Below are 15,042 nucleotides of genomic sequence, written 5' to 3' on the forward strand. Positions count from 1 at the left end.
AGCCGGTCCCACGTCGTCAATCAGCTTGCAGGTCAACATAAAATCTCCCACAGGGAGCGCTCCTGCTTCAGGGGAGGCGTCAACCTACCCCTTCGGCGCGGCAGCAGTCGGTCGTCTATTGATGACCTGATTGCCTTCATTGTTTCGGGTCACCGTCACCGGCAGGACCTTGGGCAGAGACGCTACGAGACTCGCCATGTCCTGAGTGTTGTAACTGCCTCCGATGCGGATTGCGCCAGTGGCGTTGTCGGCCAGCAGGATGGGTTGCGGCAGGTAGCGATTGATCAGCGGTAATGCCTGCGCCAGCGGCAGGTTGTTGATCACCAGCTTGCCATTGCGCCACGCAAGGCTGTTGTCGTTGGCGTAGGTCTCGCTGATTTGCGGTTGGAAGTCGCCTTTTTTGTAACTGGCCTGCATGCCCGGCTCAAGGCGATAACCGCTACCGGGTTGAGACGTGTCACTGACCACTTGGACCGAGCCTTCGAGCAACATCACCCGGACCTGATCCTGATACATCCAGACGTTGAATTTTGTACCGGTGACCTTGACGCTGCCTTGGCCGGCTTTCACCACAAACGGGTGTTGAACATCGTGGCTGACCTCAAAGAAAGCTTCACCTTTGTCCAGCACCACGCTGCGCCGATCCTTGTAGTTGGCGAAGGTCAGGCGGGTTCCCAGATTCAGTTCCACCCGACTGCCGTCAGCCATGGTGACCAACCGGGTGCTACCGTCGGCTTCATAAGAGTCGTAGGCATTGGGCAGCCAACCCTGATTCCAGCCGATATAGCCTGCAACCGGTAACGCGAGGGCGATGACTGCAGCCGCCACGGCATAACTGCGCCAATTTCTGCCAGGCGCTTCAGGTGCAGCGTGAGTGCGAAATTTCGCGACATTCTCGTGATTGGCGGGCGAAGGATTGACCGGTACAACCTGTTCGGAAATTTCCCAGATTTCCAGCATCGCCTGGTATTCCACGGTATGCAGCGGATGAGCATCAAGCCACTGCTCGAATGCCCGGCGTTCTTCAGCGGTGCAATCGCTGGCGTGCATGCGCATGCACCAATGTGCTGTGGCATCGGTGACGGCGTCGTATTCGGTTTCGCTGAGAATTGGGTCGGTCATTGGTACTCCGGCTGTAGGAGCATTCTACATCTGCGCAGGAGTAGGGGAGAACAGCTATGGCTATTGAATATCAATGCAGCAGGCCATTTTTTGGGTAATAGCAGTCAATTCGCGTTAACGCATTTTTTTAACACCCTATTGAGTGCGGAGCAGTATTAGACTGCCATTCATCCAAACAAACCCGCGGAGCCATGGATGAATGTGCGTATCGAACAAACCTCAAATCCCACCGAAGAACAAGTATCGGCAATCCTTACGCCATTGCGTGCCTATAACGTCGCTCAGGCGGGTGAGTCCGGAGCGGAGAAATTAGCATTGCTCGTCCGGGATGAAAAAAGTGATGAAGTGTTGGGCGGATTGAGCGGCAGCATCTTTTATCGATGGATGTTCATCGAGTTGCTAGCCGTGCCTGAACAGGCTCGTGGTCAAGGGCTTGGCTCGCGCTTGATGACCATGGCGGAAGATCTTGCACGGGAAAAAAACTGCGTTGGCATATGGCTCGATACATTCGATTTTCAGGCACCGGATTTCTATCGCGGCCTTGGTTATAGCGAGTGCGGGCAGATCAACGATTATCCGCCGGGCCATACCCGTTACTTTTTCCAGAAGCGCCTCGATGCGGTCGATTTACCCGCGTGATGTTGCGCAGTAGTCTGCGAAGGCCGTGACGCAACACTCAATCGCTGCATAACGTGTTCAACCTGACGCCGGAGTTTCAAGTGTCTGCACCCCGAGATATCGAGACGCATACCCTCAGTTTCACTGAGCTGGCCCAGGTACTGCGGCAGATATTTATACGCCACGGAACGTCGGAGGAAGTCGCCGAAGTCCTCTCGCAAAACTGTGCGAGCGCCCAACGCGACGGTTCGCACAGTCATGGGATTTTTCGTATTCCCGGCTATTTGTCGTCGTTGGCCAGCGGCTGGGTCAACGGGCAAGCCGTGCCGGTAGTCGAGGATGTAAGCGCGGCGTTTATTCGGGTCGATGCGGCTAATGGCTTCGCGCAGCCTGCGTTGGCCGCGGCAACGCCTTTGCTGATAGAGAAAGTAAAAAGTGCGGGTATCGCGATTCTTGCAATTCGCAGTTCCCATCACTTTGCAGCCTTGTGGCCAGATGTCGAGCCATTCGCCGAACAGGGCCTTGTGGCGTTGAGCGTGGTCAATAGCATGACGTGCGTGGTGCCCCACGGCGCGCAAAAGCCTCTATTTGGTACCAATCCCATTGCGTTCGCCGCGCCTCGCTCTGGTGGACAGCCGATTGTGTTTGACCTCGCCACCAGTGCCATTGCCAATGGTGACGTGCAAATCGCCGCCCGTGCCGGACGCACCTTGCCCGCGGGCATGGGCGTTGATAGCGGCGGGCAGCCGACGCAGGACCCCAAAGCCATTCTCGATGGAGGGGCGCTGCTGCCGTTTGGCGGCTACAAGGGGTCTGCGCTGTCGATGATGGTCGAGCTGCTGGCTGCCGGTCTCACCGGGGGCAATTTCTCGTTTGAATTCGACTGGTCCAGGCACCCTGGCGCCCAGACGCCCTGGACCGGGCAATTGCTGATTGTCATTGATCCGGACAAAGGCAGCGGTCAGCACTTCGCAGAGCGCAGCGAAGAGTTGGTCAGGCAGATGCACGGCGTAGGGCAGGAGCGCATGCCGGGTGATCGTCGTTATCAGGAACGGGCGAAATCACTCGTGAAGGGGATCGAAATTTCCCAGGTTGAATGGGCCAACCTGCAAGCACTTGCGGCTGCAGCTGATCACTGACAGAGCCGTTCGTCGTTCGCTGGCTTGCGTTATCCGTCTTATACAAATACTGTATGTTTAAACAGTAAATTGAAAAGAGGCGGTCGCCATGTCCCTTGAACACGTTGCAAACACTTCCACTGATCACGCATCCATCATCGCTGGCATGAATGAAATGCAGCGCGAAGATTTTCTGGCGCTGGCGGCAGCGCTTCGTCAGTTCAATGCCTACGAACCTCTGGTGTCGATGGCCATCGTCAATGCCCGGCACGCGGGTGAATACCAGGGTCGTCCGGCGGCAGAATGACGTTGTTGCCAGGGTCTGCATTGACCACGGTTTCAGTCTTGGTAGTTTTGCGTGCAGGACGGTGTCTGCCATTGCGTATCAAACGAAGCGCCAGCAGTGTGCCGAACACCGAGACCACCAACCAGCCCAGCAGAAAATTTACCACGCTTGATTCTCCAGATGCGGCTGCCGGGATTTATACCACTGACAGCCACTGATAATCATGTACCCACATCGAATCGGTTCATGCCTGGCTTGATAGGTAGTATATGAAACGTATATGCTTCGTATATTCTATACGAGGTGAACCATGGGTCTGGTCAAGATTTCTGAACATATGCACGCCAATATCCGTGCAGCGAGTGCGGCCCTCAGTCGCTCTATAAATGCGCAAGCAGAGCACTGGATGCGTGTCGGCATGCTCAGCGAGTTGCACCCTGCGCTCAATTACAGCGATATCTGCCAGATGCTGATTCGTACGGAAAACGCCGATGGTGTGGTGCTGAGTGCTCAGAACTATGACATCTCGCCTGTCGAGCCTCAGGCGAAGGTGGCTTCTCGATGAGCGGCCCAGTCAGCATCAAAAGTGAAGCGGATCTGGTTCAACTGCGGATTGCCGGCAGGTTGGCTGCTGATGTGCTGGCCATGATCACACCCCATGTGAAGGCGGGCATCAGTACCGAGGCGCTGGACGACATCTGCAATGAGTACATCGTCAAAGAGCTGAAAGTAACACCGGCCAATGTCGGTTATCATGGTTTTACCAAGACCACCTGCATTTCACCCAATGCGGTGGTGTGTCATGGCATACCGTCAGCGTCCGACATCCTGAAGGATGGCGACATCATCAATATCGACGTGGCCGTCATCAAGGATGGATGGTACGGAGATACCAGTCGCATGTACTTCGTCGGTGAAGTCAGTCCGTTGGCGAAGCGTCTGGTGTACACGACCTACGAAGCGACTCGTGCCGGTATTCACGCAGTACGTCCTGGCGCGACGCTGGGGGACATTGGCCATGCGATCCAGACGGTGGCGCATCGCGAAGGGTTCAGCGTTGTTCGTGAATATTGTGGCCACGGGATCGGTCGTAACTATCATGAAGATCCGCAGGTGCTGCATTACGGGGCGCAAGGGAAGGGTATGCGTCTCAAGCCAGGCATGGTGTTTACCATTGAACCGATGATCAATGCGGGCAAGCCGGGCACTAAAGTTTTGCCTGATGGCTGGACAGTTCTGACCAGAGACTTGTCGTTGTCTGCCCAGTGGGAGCACATGGTCGCGGTCACCGAGACGGGCTTTGAGCTACTCACCCCATGGCCGGATGGCACAGGGGAATACCCGGCGATCTGACATGAAAAAGCCCGACCTGAAAACAGATCGGGCTTTTTACGCTGCAGCCCTAAACTTCGTAGGCTTTTGCAGCGACAACGCCAGCAGAACTAAGCTTGATCGGATAGTTGAGCGAACGACCCGGTTCGCCTGGTGACTCGACGCTGCCGTGGTGGATCAGCCCGCCTTGCTGCAAGTACTCCAGGGTATCCGCGACTGCGTTCTCCCCCCGATAGTTGTCGAGTACTTCTTTACCCAATCCTGCCGGATGAGCTTTCAGGAGTCGGGTGAGGACTTCTTTTTCAAGGTCTTTATCGATGGTCATGCTTACCTCGCGTTGCTGGTTGATGAGCGCTGCTTGGTAATTGGGACCGCCTCAAAACGGGTTCGTTTAGAGTTTCTCTTTCCTGGGTGTCTTTTTCCAGTGCACCTGAGTGACGCCCCGTCCCTCTGCCTGCTGAAGTGCCATGCGGATCGGCCCTGTTGCAATACTGTCGCCTACCTGCCAGACCCCCGCGTGCAGTGTGGCAATGTGCAGCGCGTCGCTTTCGCACAGTTGCAATGCCTGATGGCAGAATTGCCGAGGTTCGCCGCGAAACTGATAATGAATTTCAAAATCCGTCTGATCGCTCATCATTCCCCTGCCTGTAGTGTGTCGGGATGCATCTCTGAAAATGTCTACTTCCTTGGTACCCGAGAGCTTGAGTAGGGAAAGTATCCGGCGTACTACCAGTTCATTTAGAGATCGATACAGGCTTGCAAAAGACTTCAAGCGGCCGTGAATCGTACTGCTGCTCCAGCGGTGGTTTTGCTGATGTTCTGCCTTGAAAAGGAATCAGGAGATTTACACTGAATTGAACATATTTGTACACAACTCCGATGAGTGGCGCTGTGCTTTTTTGGAGGGAGTACAAAGAAGCGGAATCTGGCAGAAAAAGCGTTGCGAGCCGGGCAGCCTTTTCGAAGGTTGCCCGGTTTAAGGAAGCTGCTAACGATTGCTTGAAACGGTTTTTTCGCAGCTTTTCAGGTCTACCGGGCCGACGAACTCATTGGCTCGTCCCATCACGCAGGCAATCTTCTGATTACGCTGGCGTTCCCAGCTTTCCACGGGGTACGTCTTGCTCCATGCCTGATAAAGCTGCTGGTCCTGGCGCGACAGGCGCAAGTTGTACTGCTTGCTCATATAGAAATACGTGCGTGCAATCATGCCTCGGATGGAAGGCCGGGGCATGACCTTTTTGGCCTTGAAATCAACCTGAGTCAGGCACGACCCGTATTGGCCCGTCTGGGGCGGAAGCCAACCAAAACTGAAGTTGTTTCGATCGCCGTTGACCTCGCCAATGCTGGGTACAAGGTTGTGAAGGTCGGCTTCGGCCTGCTGGAAAATCTTGTCGTTCTTTGTACAGTTTTTGCGCCCCCCGTTTTGCCAGCACTGACGCAGATGGCCGATTTGCCATGCCGGGACGATGTGTTCCCATTCAATGCGCTTGGCACGCGTGGCGTTCTTGCGTGGGACATAGCCGCAGCCAGCGATATCGACCTTGTTGCCACTGTATTTACAGCCGCAATAAAACTCCGTTGACTGGGCGGAGTACAGGCCCCAGGCAATTTTTTTCGCCTGGCTGAAGGTATGGGGCGCTTCTGCGTGAACATTGACTGGAGCGGTGAGGAACAGGGTTGTACAAAACAGGGTAAGAATTCGCACCATCATGCCGTCAATCTTCCTTCGGCACTGTCCAGAAAATGTGTATGCCGCCATCGTCTCGATAGGCGAGGGTTACATTGTCATTTTCAGCAATCTCTTCAAGCAATTGGTTCCACTCGTCTTCGATTTCATCTGGCAGACGGAATATCAGCGCAGCCTTGGCTTTCTGTGCCGTAGGTGAATTGATGATCTTTTGTACCCTTACGCCTAAACGTTCGTAGGAGCTGGGTAGGGACTGAGTTGCTGCGCTTGATTTCGCCACGGAGAGGGTTCCTGGATTGCTGTACGGGCATACAGTATTTCACTGTGGGCCTTTTCGCAACTTCTCTGTAGGAAAACAAAACAGACCTGTAGGCATCACCGTCGGGCATTCAGCGTTAAAGAAAAAAACGGCGTAGCCGATTGCTGGTTCAGGACTCCATTATTTCAGGATGACAGTAATGACGATTTCTACAGTCGGTTTTTCAGCGCCTGCATTCAGTATCAATGCGGCCGCGACCGCCAGCGCGGACGCCGTTGATGGAGAGGAGAAGAAGCTCGACACCGCCTCGGAAGAGAAAAAGATCAGCGGCGACATCTCCGATCATCTGAGTGTTTCGGCCAAACGGTTGCTCAAGCGTCTGGCCGAATTGCAGGAGCAGTTGCGTGACCTGCGAGCGAGGATGCAATCTGCTGAAAACGCTGCCTATTCAAACCTTGCTGCCAAAAACTCAGTCGTGGCCAGCTTTCAAAGTCAGATCACCGCCGTTACAGGGTCGATCATGTTGATGTCTGCATCCTTGTTCAAAGAGCTCGACAGAAGCGGCGGCATGGATATCACGGTTTAGAGGTCACTCGACTTTTTTAGCTCACCACTCCGTTCCAGGCGTTGACAATCGTCGCGCCGTTTCTCATAGTTCGTTTCTCGCAAACGTTTGCGCCATGATCATCGATCAGGGTTACGATGCTTTGCCCGACACAATAATCATAAGATCGGAGTGTACCCATGAAGCTGCCATTTGCTGGACGCGTTCTTGCCGTCGCTATGCTCGCTGCTGTTGCCGCAACAACCTCTCTTCCTGCTTTATCCGCTGAGTCTTCTGAAAAGCCCAAAGTCGCGCTGGTGATGAAATCCCTCGCCAACGAATTCTTCCGAACCATGGAAGACGGTGCCAAGGTTTACCAGAAAGAAAACGCTGACAAGTTCGATCTGATCTCCAACGGCATCAAGGACGAATCAGACACCTCCAGCCAAATCCGCATTGTTGAGCAGATGATCGTTTCCAAAGTCAACGCGCTGGTTATCGCACCTGCAGATTCCAAGGCGTTGGTACCGGTGATCAAGAAGGCTATGGATGCCGGGATCACAGTCGTGAACATCGACAATCAACTGGATCCCGAAGTGCTGAAAAGCAAAGGCATCAGCGTGCCTTTCGTAGGGCCTGACAACCGTAAGGGAGCCAGGCTGGTGGGTGAGTACCTGGCTCGCGACCTGAATCCGGGAGATGAAGTCGGCATTATCGAAGGCGTTTCCACGACCACCAACGCTCAACAGCGTACGGCGGGGTTCAAGGACGCCATGGAAGCCAAGCAGATGAAGATTGTCTCGGTTCAGTCCGGTAACTGGGAAATCGACAAAGGTAATGCCGTTGCTTCACAAATGCTCAATGCTCACCCGAACCTGAAAGCGCTGCTAGCCGGTAACGACAGCATGGCGCTGGGCGCTGTTTCCGCGGTACGCGCGGCAGGCAAAAAGGATCAGGTCAAAGTAGTAGGCTACGACAACATCAAGGCTATTCAGCCGATGATCAATGACGGTCGAGTGCTGGCGACGGCTGATCAGTTCGCCGCCAGGCAAGCCATGTTCGGTATCGACGCGGCCTTGAAGATTCTCAAGGGCGAAAAAGTCGAGACAGTGAATGGCATCATCGAAACACCGGTCACTCTGATCACTCAATCCAAACTGTAACTCCTTTGTCGAATGACTGCATCTGCCCGTCCTGGGCAGGTGCACGGAGATTCTTATGTCGGCTTCAGCTCAAACTGCTGTGCTTTCTGTCAGCGGTATAGGCAAAACCTACGCGCAACCCGTACTTGGCGATATCGACCTGACGTTGATACGCGGCGAAGTGTTGGCCCTTACGGGGGAAAACGGCGCAGGAAAAAGCACTCTTTCGAAAATTATCGGCGGTCTGGAAGCGCCCACCACCGGGCAGATGCAGTTCCAGGGCGAAAGCTATCAGCCGGCCAACCGAACCCAGGCAGAAAAAATGGGGGTGCGTATGGTGATGCAGGAACTGAACCTGCTGCCCACGCTGTCCGTTGCCGAAAACCTGTTTCTCGACAACTTGCCGCGACGTGCCGGCTGGATCAACCGCAAGCGTCTGCGTGAAGATGCGACTCAGGCCATGGCCCAAGTAGGGCTGGATGCTATCGACCCGGATACATTGGTCGGTGAGTTGGGCATTGGCCATCAGCAGATGGTTGAGATCGCTCGCAACCTGATCGGTGATTGCCGCGTGTTGATTCTCGATGAGCCGACTGCCATGTTGACGGCGCGGGAAGTCGAGATGTTGTTCGAGCAGATCACCCGCCTGCAGGCACGCGGCGTGTCGATCATCTACATCTCTCACCGCCTTGAGGAGTTGCAGCGTGTCGCGCAGCGTATTGCTGTGCTGCGCGACGGCAAGCTGGTGTGCGTCGACGCCATTGCCAATTACAGCAGCGAGCAGTTAGTGACGTTGATGGTCGGTCGCGAACTGGGTGACAAGATCGATCTGGGGACGCGCCAGATTGGCGAAGTAGCACTGAACGTCAAAGGCCTGAGTCGTGGTGACAAGGTCAGGGATGTCTCATTTCAGGTGCGTAAAGGCGAAATTTTCGGTATCTCCGGATTGATCGGAGCGGGTCGTACCGAGCTGATGCGTCTGATCTATGGGGCTGATCTGGCCGACAGTGGCACCATCGAGTTGGGCAGCCCGCTGCGCAGCGTTTCGATTCGTTCACCCTCCGATGCCGTTCGCCAGGGTATCGCGTTGATTACTGAAGACCGCAAGGGTGAGGGGCTTTTGCTGACTCAGTCCATCAGCGCCAATATCGCCTTGGGCAACATGGATGCGGTGTCGGCTGGCGGAATGGTCAAGGCTCAAGATGAAATGAGCCTGGCGCAGCGGCAGATCGATGCCATGCGCATCCGCAGTTCCGGTCCGGCGCAGCTGGTTTCCGAACTTTCCGGTGGCAATCAGCAGAAGGTGGTGATCGGTCGTTGGCTGGAGCGTGACTGCCCGATCATGCTGTTCGATGAGCCAACCCGGGGCATCGATGTCGGTGCCAAATTCGATATCTATGGGTTGTTCGGTGAGCTGACCCGTCAGGGCAGGGCGTTGGTCGTGGTCTCCAGTGATCTGCGTGAGCTGATGCTGATCTGTGATCGCATCGGCGTGCTGTCTGCCGGACGCCTGATCGATACCTTCGAGCGCGACAGCTGGACCCAGGATGAATTGCTTGCCGCCGCATTTGCCGGCTATCAAAAACGCGACGCGCTGCTCAGTGAAGCCGCGCCGAGGACTGCTTGATGAAAACCTCAACCCCTTCAACGGCTTTGCCTTCAACCGCCAAACGTAGCGGCACCTATTTCGGCCTGGGGACTTATCTGGGGCTGGCGGGTGCTTTGCTGGCGATGATCGTGCTGTTCTCGCTGCTCAGTGACCACTTCCTTTCTTACAACACCTTCAGCACCATCGCCAACCAGATCCCTGACTTGATGGTATTGGCGGTGGGCATGACCTTTGTGCTGATCATCGGCGGCATTGACCTGTCGGTAGGCTCGGTGCTGGCGCTGGCGGCCTCAGCCGTCAGCGTGGCGATTCTCGGCTGGGGCTGGAGCATTTTCCCGGCTGCATTGTTTGGCATGGCATGCGCCGCACTCGCCGGGACCATCACCGGATCGATCACGGTTGCCTGGCGGATTCCGTCATTCATCGTGTCGCTGGGCGTGCTGGAAATGGCTCGCGGTGTCGCGTACCAGATGACCGACTCGCGCACGGCCTACATTGGCGACTCGTATGCCTGGTTATCGAACCCGTTTGCCTTCGGCATCTCACCTTCATTTGTGATTGCCCTGTTGGTCATTATCGCTGCTCAGGCGTTGCTTACCCGCACCGTGTTCGGACGCTACCTGATTGGCATTGGCACTAACGAAGAGGCCGTGCGGCTGGCAGGTATCAATCCCAAGCCTTACAAGATTCTGGTGTTCTCGTTGATGGGCCTGTTGGCGGGCGTGGCTGCGCTGTTCCAGATTTCCCGTCTGGAGGCCGCTGACCCCAACGCAGGCTCGGGCCTGGAGTTGCAAGTCATCGCTGCAGTGGTCATCGGCGGGACCAGTCTGATGGGCGGACGTGGTTCTATCGTCAGTACCTTCTTTGGCGTCCTGATCATCTCCGTGCTGGCGGCCGGGCTGGCGCAAATTGGTGCCACAGAGCCGACCAAACGGATTATCACCGGCGCAGTGATTGTCATCGCGGTAGTGCTCGACACCTATCGCAGCCATCGCGCGAAGCGCCAGGTCTGATATGGCAACGATTAAGGATGTAGCGGCGTTGGCCGGGATTTCCTACACCACGGTTTCTCATGTCCTGAACAAATCCAGGCCCGTGAGCGATCAGGTCAGGATCAAGGTCGAAGCTGCCATTCAGCAGCTGGATTATGTGCCCAGTGCGGTGGCGCGTTCTCTTAAAGCCAAGTCCACATCGACAATCGGGCTGCTGATTCCCAATGGCGTGAATCCCTATTTCGCTGAGTTGGCTCGAGGCATTGAAGACTACTGCGAGCGCAACGGTTTTTGCGTGATCCTGTGTAATTGCGATGACAATGCGGATAAGCAGCGGGGCTATTTGCGGGTGCTGCTGGAGAAGCGTGTCGATGGGCTGATCGTGTCCTCGGTGGGCGGCGATCCCGGTCTGGATGGTGGCCTCGCAGGGGTGCGTACGCCCATGGTGGTGGTCGACAGAGAGCTGGAAGGTATAGACGCCGATCTGGTGCGTATCGATCATGAACTCGGCGGCTATCTGGCAACCCGGCACTTGCTGGAATTGGGGCATCGGCATATCGCCTGCATTCATGGCCCGGCGCTGACCAGTGTGGCGCGATTACGGCTGAATGGTTACGAACGAGCCATGGCGCAAGCTGGTATCAAGGTTGAGCCACATTGGGTGATCGAAAGCGACTACACCAGTCCGGGCGGTTACCAGGCGGCTGTCAGCCTGTTGTCAGGCAAGCCGCCAACCGCCATTTTTGCGGGCAATGACATGATCGGCATCGGCGTATTGCGCGCGGCTGCCGAACGCAATATTCGTGTGCCAAAGGACTTGTCCGTGGTGGGTTTCGATGACATCGAAATGAGCCGCTATGTCTATCCTGCGCTGACGACCGTCGGCCAGTCGATTGTCGAACTGGGCGAGCATGCCGCGCAGATGCTGTTACGACGCATCACCGGGCCATTCGACGGCGTGACCGAACAGCGTGTCGTGCCCCCAAGCATTGTGTTGCGTGAGTCCACGGCGCCTCCAGTCACATGAATGACGTTGAGCAAAAACTACCTCGAGTAAGAACGATGAATGTGAAAAAGAATGCAGAGACGTCGCACGCCCAGGTAGTGGTGGTCGGCAGTTTGAATATGGATCTGGTGACGCGCGCCCAGCGCTTGCCGGGGCCGGGGGAAACCTTGAGCGGGGATTCGTTTGCCACGGTATCCGGCGGCAAAGGTGCTAATCAGGCGGTCGCCGCGGCGCGGCTGGGGGCGCGGGTGGCGATGATCGGTTGCGTGGGTGATGACGCCTATGGTGAGCAACTGCGTGCCGCGTTACTGGCCGAGGATATCGATTGTCAGGGCCTGACTACCGTGGCGGGGGTATCCACGGGAATCGCTTCGATTGTGGTGGATGCCAATGGCCAGAATTCGATCATCATCGTCGCCGGGGGCAACGGCCAGCTGACGCCGGATGTCATCGACCGCTTTGACGCGCTGCTCGATGCTGCGCAGGTGGTCATTTGTCAGCTTGAGGTGCCGGTGCCAACCGTTGCTCACGTATTGCGTCGAGCGCGGGAACTGGGCAAGACGGTCATTCTCAACCCGGCTCCGGCATCGGCTGCATTGCCCGAGCATTGGTATTCGTTGATCGATTATCTGATCCCCAATGAAACCGAAGCGGCAATCCTGAGCGGTATAGCAGTGGACTCTCCGGCGTCTGCAGAGCACGCGGCCCGGTCCCTGCTGGCTGCGGGCGCAGGCAAAGTGATCATTACGTTAGGTGAGCACGGCGCGTTATTGGCATCGGGGCAGGGCGTCGAGCAGTTTCCCGCGCCGCGCGTCACTGCGGTCGACAGCACGGCTGCGGGTGATACATTTGTCGGCGGTTTCGCTGCGGCGCTGGCTGAAGGTCGCACTGAAGCCGAGGCGATTCGTTTCGCACAAAAGGCTGCGGCATTGTCGGTAACCCGAGAGGGTGCGCAGCCTTCCATCCCTGATCGTGCTGAAGTACAAAGGTTTGACCCTACATGAAAAAAACACCGTTGCTCAATATCGCCCTTTCCCGCGTCATTGCTTCCCTGGGGCACGGCGATATCGTCATGATCGTTGATGCTGGCATGCCGATTCCGGCAGGCGTGGAGTTGATTGATCTGGCGTTGACCCGTGGTATGGCCGACTTCGCCAGTGTGCTGGATACCGTGCTGAGTGAAATGCAGGTTGAAAGCCATGTGCTGGCCGAAGAAATCATGTTCAAGAAGCCGCCGGCCCTGAGCGTGATTGAAGGGTTGAATCTGGACGGCGATCTGGGAGAGCAACGGCTGCTCAGTCACGAGGCTCTCAAAGTGCTGAGCAAAAGTGCCAAAGCAATCGTGCGTACCGGTGAGTGCGAGCCATACAGCAACATTGCGCTGGTCGCCGGTGTGGTTTTCTGATTCCTCGCAACAGTCATTTAATCTGAACAGGGAGTTCGCTATGCAAGCGTTGCCTATCTTCAAACAGCTATTCCGGAGCCTGCTGCTTTTGTCCATTCTCAGTGCAAGCGTGACCCAGGCCGCGGAAAAACGCGACTTGATCATCGATACCGATCCGGGGGCTGATGACGTGGTGGCTTTGCTGCTCGCGCTGGCATCGCCTGAGGAGTTGAATGTCCTGGCGATTACGACTGTGGCGGGCAACGTGCGTCTGGACAAAACCTCTCGCAATGCAAGACTGGCCCGAGAGTGGGCCGGGCGCGAAGAAGTGCCGGTATATGCCGGTGCGTCCAAGCCTTTGGTGCGTACACCGATCTATGCGGAAAACGTTCATGGTCAGGAAGGGTTGCCCGGTGTACCCGTGCATGAGCCTAAACAGGGGCTGGCTCAGGGCAATGCGGTGCAGTACTTGATTGACACCTTGCGCAAGGCCAAACCGCACAGCATCACCCTCGCCATGCTGGGGCCGCAAACCAACCTGGCTCTGGCACTGGTACAGGATCCGGAAATCACTCAGGGCATCAAGGAAGTCGTCGTGATGGGCGGGGCGCACTTCAACGGCGGAAATATCACGCCGGTCGCCGAGTTCAACCTCTTCGCTGACCCTCATGCCGCTCAAGTGGTTCTGGCCAGTGGCGTCAAGCTGACCTACCTGCCACTGGACGTAACCCACAAAATACTCACCAGCGAGCAGCGTCTGGCGCAGATCGCCGCGTTGAATAATCAGGCGGGCAAACTGGTCGGCAGTATTCTCAATGAATACGTGAAGCTGGACATGGCTCACTATGGCTTGCCCGGCGGGCCGGTACATGACGCCAGTGTCATTGCCTGGCTGCTCAAGCCCGAGCTGTTTAGTGGCAGGCAAATCAACGTTGCCGTTGATAGTCGTGAAGGAATAGGTTTCGGTCAGACCGTTGCTGACTGGTATGACACGCTTGGTCGCGACAAGAACGTGTTCTGGGTCGAGAGTGGTGACGCACAAGGCTTCTTCGATCTGCTGACCAGTCGCCTGGCACGCCTGAAATAAACTCCTGCCAGCGAAACCGGTTTGGCGTTCGTCAAGCCTTGCCGGTTTCGTTCGGGTAACGAGCGAGCACTTGCGTGATGAATGCCAGCGCGCCCTCGGTGCCCAACTCTTTTACCAGCAAGTCCACAGCAATGATCGCCAGCTCCTCCGGGTTGCCCGGGCTGTGTGATGAATGCCCCTGGGGCCATTTCGCCTTGATGTCTGCATCGATGGATACGACTGCCATTGCTGCCTCGTCTCGTCGTCTGAAAGGGAGATCCTTTACAGGGTGCGGCCTGGGCGGCCGAACGCTTGCTCCAGTAAAGCATTTCAGCCGCTGTTTGACACTGCGACCTAAGACGGTAACGCAGCGACAAGTCAAAATCCGGCGCATGCGTACTCATGTTTTGTGACGATTTGCTGAGACGTGGCGCATTAAGCTCGGGCAGACTGCGCAGCGGTCTGTACTGATGGCCTGGAACTGGCCATATGTTGCAACGAATGGGTTGCGGTGCTGTCGCAAAGGTTCAGCTTATGTTTATCGGTCAAGGAGTCTGTATGCCGTGGAAAATCTCTTCAGTCGGGTTTGCTGTTGCGTTGTCGTTGCTGGCAGGGTGCAGCAGCACGTCTGAGTCAACAGCTCAAGAGCCGAATGCTCCGGTTGCCAGTGGACGCTGCGACGCAGCAGGTGCTCAGTTCGCCGTAGGTCAGCAAGCATCGGCTGCGTTGCTTGCCCAGGCCCGAGCCAAAGCCGGGGCGCAAGATGCCCGCTTCATCGGTGCCAACGATATGGTCACCCTGGAATACCGTTCCAACCGCGTCAATCTCAATACCGACGCCAATGGCAAGGTCGTGCGGGTCAACTGCGGTTGAGTCG

The 15,042-nt window shown here is 56.2% G+C and carries 21 protein-coding genes; 14 read left to right on the top strand and 7 right to left on the bottom strand.

Going from position 1 to position 15,042, the window contains the following annotated elements; translation table 11 throughout:
• Nucleotides 1–84 precede the first annotated feature (84 nt).
• The gene (locus H8S59_RS00595) at nucleotides 85–1,122 is read right to left on the bottom strand and encodes a FecR family protein (RefSeq protein ID WP_187520091.1); all 1,038 of its coding nucleotides are present in this window, start codon (nucleotides 1,120–1,122) and stop codon (nucleotides 85–87) included.
• A gap of 195 nt (nucleotides 1,123–1,317) precedes the next feature.
• Here H8S59_RS00595 and H8S59_RS00600 point away from each other — a divergent pair, with 195 nt between their 5' ends.
• The 3 genes from H8S59_RS00600 (at nucleotide 1,318) to H8S59_RS00610 (ending at nucleotide 3,165) form a co-directional block, all read left to right on the top strand.
• On the top strand, nucleotides 1,318–1,761 hold the full coding sequence (locus H8S59_RS00600; protein WP_187520092.1) for a GNAT family N-acetyltransferase: 444 nt from the start codon (nucleotides 1,318–1,320) through the stop codon (nucleotides 1,759–1,761).
• An 80-nt stretch (nucleotides 1,762–1,841) separates the two neighbouring features.
• A complete protein-coding gene (locus H8S59_RS00605; RefSeq protein ID WP_187520093.1) occupies nucleotides 1,842–2,879 on the top strand; it encodes an Ldh family oxidoreductase in 1,038 nt (345 codons plus the stop codon).
• 88 nt (nucleotides 2,880–2,967) lie between these two features.
• The gene (locus H8S59_RS00610) at nucleotides 2,968–3,165 is read left to right on the top strand and encodes a hypothetical protein (RefSeq protein ID WP_095095756.1); all 198 of its coding nucleotides are present in this window, start codon (nucleotides 2,968–2,970) and stop codon (nucleotides 3,163–3,165) included.
• Here H8S59_RS00610 and H8S59_RS00615 read toward each other — a convergent pair.
• Nucleotides 3,116–3,310 carry a hypothetical protein gene (locus H8S59_RS00615; RefSeq protein WP_187520094.1) on the bottom strand — a complete coding sequence of 65 codons (195 nt, stop codon included), beginning with the start codon at nucleotides 3,308–3,310 and terminating at the stop codon, nucleotides 3,116–3,118. The two genes, H8S59_RS00610 and H8S59_RS00615, sit on opposite strands and share 50 nt — an antisense overlap.
• Nucleotides 3,311–3,454: 144 nt before the next feature.
• Here H8S59_RS00615 and H8S59_RS00620 point away from each other — a divergent pair, with 144 nt between their 5' ends.
• Together H8S59_RS00620 and map are read left to right on the top strand one after the other, a co-directional pair.
• Complete coding sequence (locus H8S59_RS00620) at nucleotides 3,455–3,709, top strand: ParD-like family protein (protein ID WP_095095762.1); 255 nt, start codon at nucleotides 3,455–3,457, stop codon at nucleotides 3,707–3,709.
• Nucleotides 3,706–4,497 carry a type I methionyl aminopeptidase gene (gene map / locus H8S59_RS00625; RefSeq protein ID WP_187520095.1) on the top strand — a complete coding sequence of 264 codons (792 nt, stop codon included), beginning with the start codon at nucleotides 3,706–3,708 and terminating at the stop codon, nucleotides 4,495–4,497. The genes H8S59_RS00620 and map overlap by 4 nt, the downstream gene beginning before the upstream one ends.
• Nucleotides 4,498–4,546: 49 nt before the next feature.
• On the opposite strand, the gene H8S59_RS00630 is transcribed toward map, so the two are convergent.
• The 4 genes from H8S59_RS00630 to H8S59_RS00645 form a co-directional block, all read right to left on the bottom strand.
• On the bottom strand, nucleotides 4,547–4,801 hold the full coding sequence (locus H8S59_RS00630; protein WP_095095768.1) for a hypothetical protein: 255 nt from the start codon (nucleotides 4,799–4,801) through the stop codon (nucleotides 4,547–4,549).
• 66 nt (nucleotides 4,802–4,867) lie between these two features.
• Nucleotides 4,868–5,110 (bottom strand): DUF6555 family protein, encoded by a 243-nt coding sequence (locus H8S59_RS00635; RefSeq protein WP_095096080.1) that lies wholly within the window; start codon nucleotides 5,108–5,110, stop codon nucleotides 4,868–4,870.
• Between the two features lie 354 nt (nucleotides 5,111–5,464).
• Nucleotides 5,465–6,187 (bottom strand): endonuclease, encoded by a 723-nt coding sequence (locus tag H8S59_RS00640; RefSeq protein WP_187520096.1) that lies wholly within the window; start codon nucleotides 6,185–6,187, stop codon nucleotides 5,465–5,467.
• A 4-nt stretch (nucleotides 6,188–6,191) separates the two neighbouring features.
• On the bottom strand, nucleotides 6,192–6,443 hold the full coding sequence (locus H8S59_RS00645) for a DUF1654 domain-containing protein (protein ID WP_027898675.1): 252 nt from the start codon (nucleotides 6,441–6,443) through the stop codon (nucleotides 6,192–6,194).
• 178 nt (nucleotides 6,444–6,621) lie between these two features.
• On the opposite strand from H8S59_RS00645, the gene H8S59_RS00650 reads away from it, so the two are divergent.
• The 8 genes from H8S59_RS00650 to H8S59_RS00685 all read left to right on the top strand — a co-directional run bounded on the left by H8S59_RS00650 (nucleotide 6,622) and on the right by H8S59_RS00685 (nucleotide 14,186).
• Nucleotides 6,622–7,008, top strand: a complete 387-nt coding sequence (locus tag H8S59_RS00650) for a hypothetical protein (protein WP_095095774.1) — start codon at nucleotides 6,622–6,624, stop codon at nucleotides 7,006–7,008.
• A 158-nt stretch (nucleotides 7,009–7,166) separates the two neighbouring features.
• The gene (locus tag H8S59_RS00655; protein WP_095095778.1) at nucleotides 7,167–8,129 is read left to right on the top strand and encodes a sugar ABC transporter substrate-binding protein; all 963 of its coding nucleotides are present in this window, start codon (nucleotides 7,167–7,169) and stop codon (nucleotides 8,127–8,129) included.
• 55 nt (nucleotides 8,130–8,184) lie between these two features.
• Nucleotides 8,185–9,735 (top strand): sugar ABC transporter ATP-binding protein, encoded by a 1,551-nt coding sequence (locus tag H8S59_RS00660; protein ID WP_187520097.1) that lies wholly within the window; start codon nucleotides 8,185–8,187, stop codon nucleotides 9,733–9,735.
• Complete coding sequence (locus H8S59_RS00665) at nucleotides 9,735–10,730, top strand: ABC transporter permease (protein ID WP_095095784.1); 996 nt, start codon at nucleotides 9,735–9,737, stop codon at nucleotides 10,728–10,730. Before H8S59_RS00660 ends, H8S59_RS00665 begins: the two co-directional genes overlap by 1 nt.
• 1 nt (nucleotide 10,731) lies before the next feature.
• Nucleotides 10,732–11,736, top strand: coding sequence for a LacI family DNA-binding transcriptional regulator (locus H8S59_RS00670; protein ID WP_095095788.1), 1,005 nt, complete (start codon nucleotides 10,732–10,734; stop codon nucleotides 11,734–11,736).
• 35 nt (nucleotides 11,737–11,771) lie between these two features.
• Complete coding sequence (gene rbsK, locus H8S59_RS00675; RefSeq protein WP_187520098.1) at nucleotides 11,772–12,719, top strand: ribokinase; 948 nt, start codon at nucleotides 11,772–11,774, stop codon at nucleotides 12,717–12,719.
• The gene (gene rbsD, locus H8S59_RS00680) at nucleotides 12,716–13,120 is read left to right on the top strand and encodes a D-ribose pyranase (RefSeq protein ID WP_095095793.1); all 405 of its coding nucleotides are present in this window, start codon (nucleotides 12,716–12,718) and stop codon (nucleotides 13,118–13,120) included. Before rbsK ends, rbsD begins: the two co-directional genes overlap by 4 nt.
• 40 nt (nucleotides 13,121–13,160) lie before the next feature.
• Nucleotides 13,161–14,186: a nucleoside hydrolase gene (locus tag H8S59_RS00685; protein ID WP_095095796.1), complete on the top strand. Its 1,026-nt coding sequence runs from the start codon at nucleotides 13,161–13,163 to the stop codon at nucleotides 14,184–14,186.
• 31 nt (nucleotides 14,187–14,217) lie between these two features.
• Here the strand turns inward: H8S59_RS00685 and H8S59_RS00690 are convergent, their stop codons facing one another.
• A complete protein-coding gene (locus tag H8S59_RS00690; protein ID WP_095095798.1) occupies nucleotides 14,218–14,412 on the bottom strand; it encodes a hypothetical protein in 195 nt (64 codons plus the stop codon).
• Nucleotides 14,413–14,723: 311 nt separating this feature from the next.
• On the opposite strand from H8S59_RS00690, the gene H8S59_RS00695 reads away from it, so the two are divergent.
• On the top strand, nucleotides 14,724–15,038 hold the full coding sequence (locus H8S59_RS00695; protein WP_027898684.1) for an I78 family peptidase inhibitor: 315 nt from the start codon (nucleotides 14,724–14,726) through the stop codon (nucleotides 15,036–15,038).
• Nucleotides 15,039–15,042 lie beyond the last annotated feature (4 nt).

It is taken from the genome of Pseudomonas folii (assembly GCF_014357575.1).
Classification (GTDB): domain Bacteria; phylum Pseudomonadota; class Gammaproteobacteria; order Pseudomonadales; family Pseudomonadaceae; genus Aquipseudomonas; species Aquipseudomonas folii.

What these genes read in the sequence shown, in the direction of transcription:
- H8S59_RS00595 (WP_187520091.1), bottom strand. Translation starts at nt 1,122, where the DNA reads ATGACCGACCCAATTCTCAGCGAAACCGAATACGACGCCGTCACCGAT.
- H8S59_RS00600 (WP_187520092.1), top strand. Translation starts at nt 1,318, where the DNA reads ATGAATGTGCGTATCGAACAAACCTCAAATCCCACCGAAGAACAAGTA.
- H8S59_RS00610 (WP_095095756.1), top strand. Translation starts at nt 2,968, where the DNA reads ATGTCCCTTGAACACGTTGCAAACACTTCCACTGATCACGCATCCATC.
- H8S59_RS00620 (WP_095095762.1), top strand. Translation starts at nt 3,455, where the DNA reads ATGGGTCTGGTCAAGATTTCTGAACATATGCACGCCAATATCCGTGCA.
- map (WP_187520095.1), top strand. Translation starts at nt 3,706, where the DNA reads ATGAGCGGCCCAGTCAGCATCAAAAGTGAAGCGGATCTGGTTCAACTG.
- H8S59_RS00630 (WP_095095768.1), bottom strand. Translation starts at nt 4,801, where the DNA reads ATGACCATCGATAAAGACCTTGAAAAAGAAGTCCTCACCCGACTCCTG.
- H8S59_RS00635 (WP_095096080.1), bottom strand. Translation starts at nt 5,110, where the DNA reads ATGAGCGATCAGACGGATTTTGAAATTCATTATCAGTTTCGCGGCGAA.
- H8S59_RS00640 (WP_187520096.1), bottom strand. Translation starts at nt 6,187, where the DNA reads ATGATGGTGCGAATTCTTACCCTGTTTTGTACAACCCTGTTCCTCACC.
- H8S59_RS00650 (WP_095095774.1), top strand. Translation starts at nt 6,622, where the DNA reads ATGACGATTTCTACAGTCGGTTTTTCAGCGCCTGCATTCAGTATCAAT.
- H8S59_RS00655 (WP_095095778.1), top strand. Translation starts at nt 7,167, where the DNA reads ATGAAGCTGCCATTTGCTGGACGCGTTCTTGCCGTCGCTATGCTCGCT.
- H8S59_RS00660 (WP_187520097.1), top strand. Translation starts at nt 8,185, where the DNA reads ATGTCGGCTTCAGCTCAAACTGCTGTGCTTTCTGTCAGCGGTATAGGC.
- H8S59_RS00665 (WP_095095784.1), top strand. Translation starts at nt 9,735, where the DNA reads ATGAAAACCTCAACCCCTTCAACGGCTTTGCCTTCAACCGCCAAACGT.
- H8S59_RS00670 (WP_095095788.1), top strand. Translation starts at nt 10,732, where the DNA reads ATGGCAACGATTAAGGATGTAGCGGCGTTGGCCGGGATTTCCTACACC.
- rbsK (WP_187520098.1), top strand. Translation starts at nt 11,772, where the DNA reads ATGAATGTGAAAAAGAATGCAGAGACGTCGCACGCCCAGGTAGTGGTG.
- rbsD (WP_095095793.1), top strand. Translation starts at nt 12,716, where the DNA reads ATGAAAAAAACACCGTTGCTCAATATCGCCCTTTCCCGCGTCATTGCT.
- H8S59_RS00685 (WP_095095796.1), top strand. Translation starts at nt 13,161, where the DNA reads ATGCAAGCGTTGCCTATCTTCAAACAGCTATTCCGGAGCCTGCTGCTT.
- H8S59_RS00690 (WP_095095798.1), bottom strand. Translation starts at nt 14,412, where the DNA reads ATGGCAGTCGTATCCATCGATGCAGACATCAAGGCGAAATGGCCCCAG.
- H8S59_RS00695 (WP_027898684.1), top strand. Translation starts at nt 14,724, where the DNA reads ATGCCGTGGAAAATCTCTTCAGTCGGGTTTGCTGTTGCGTTGTCGTTG.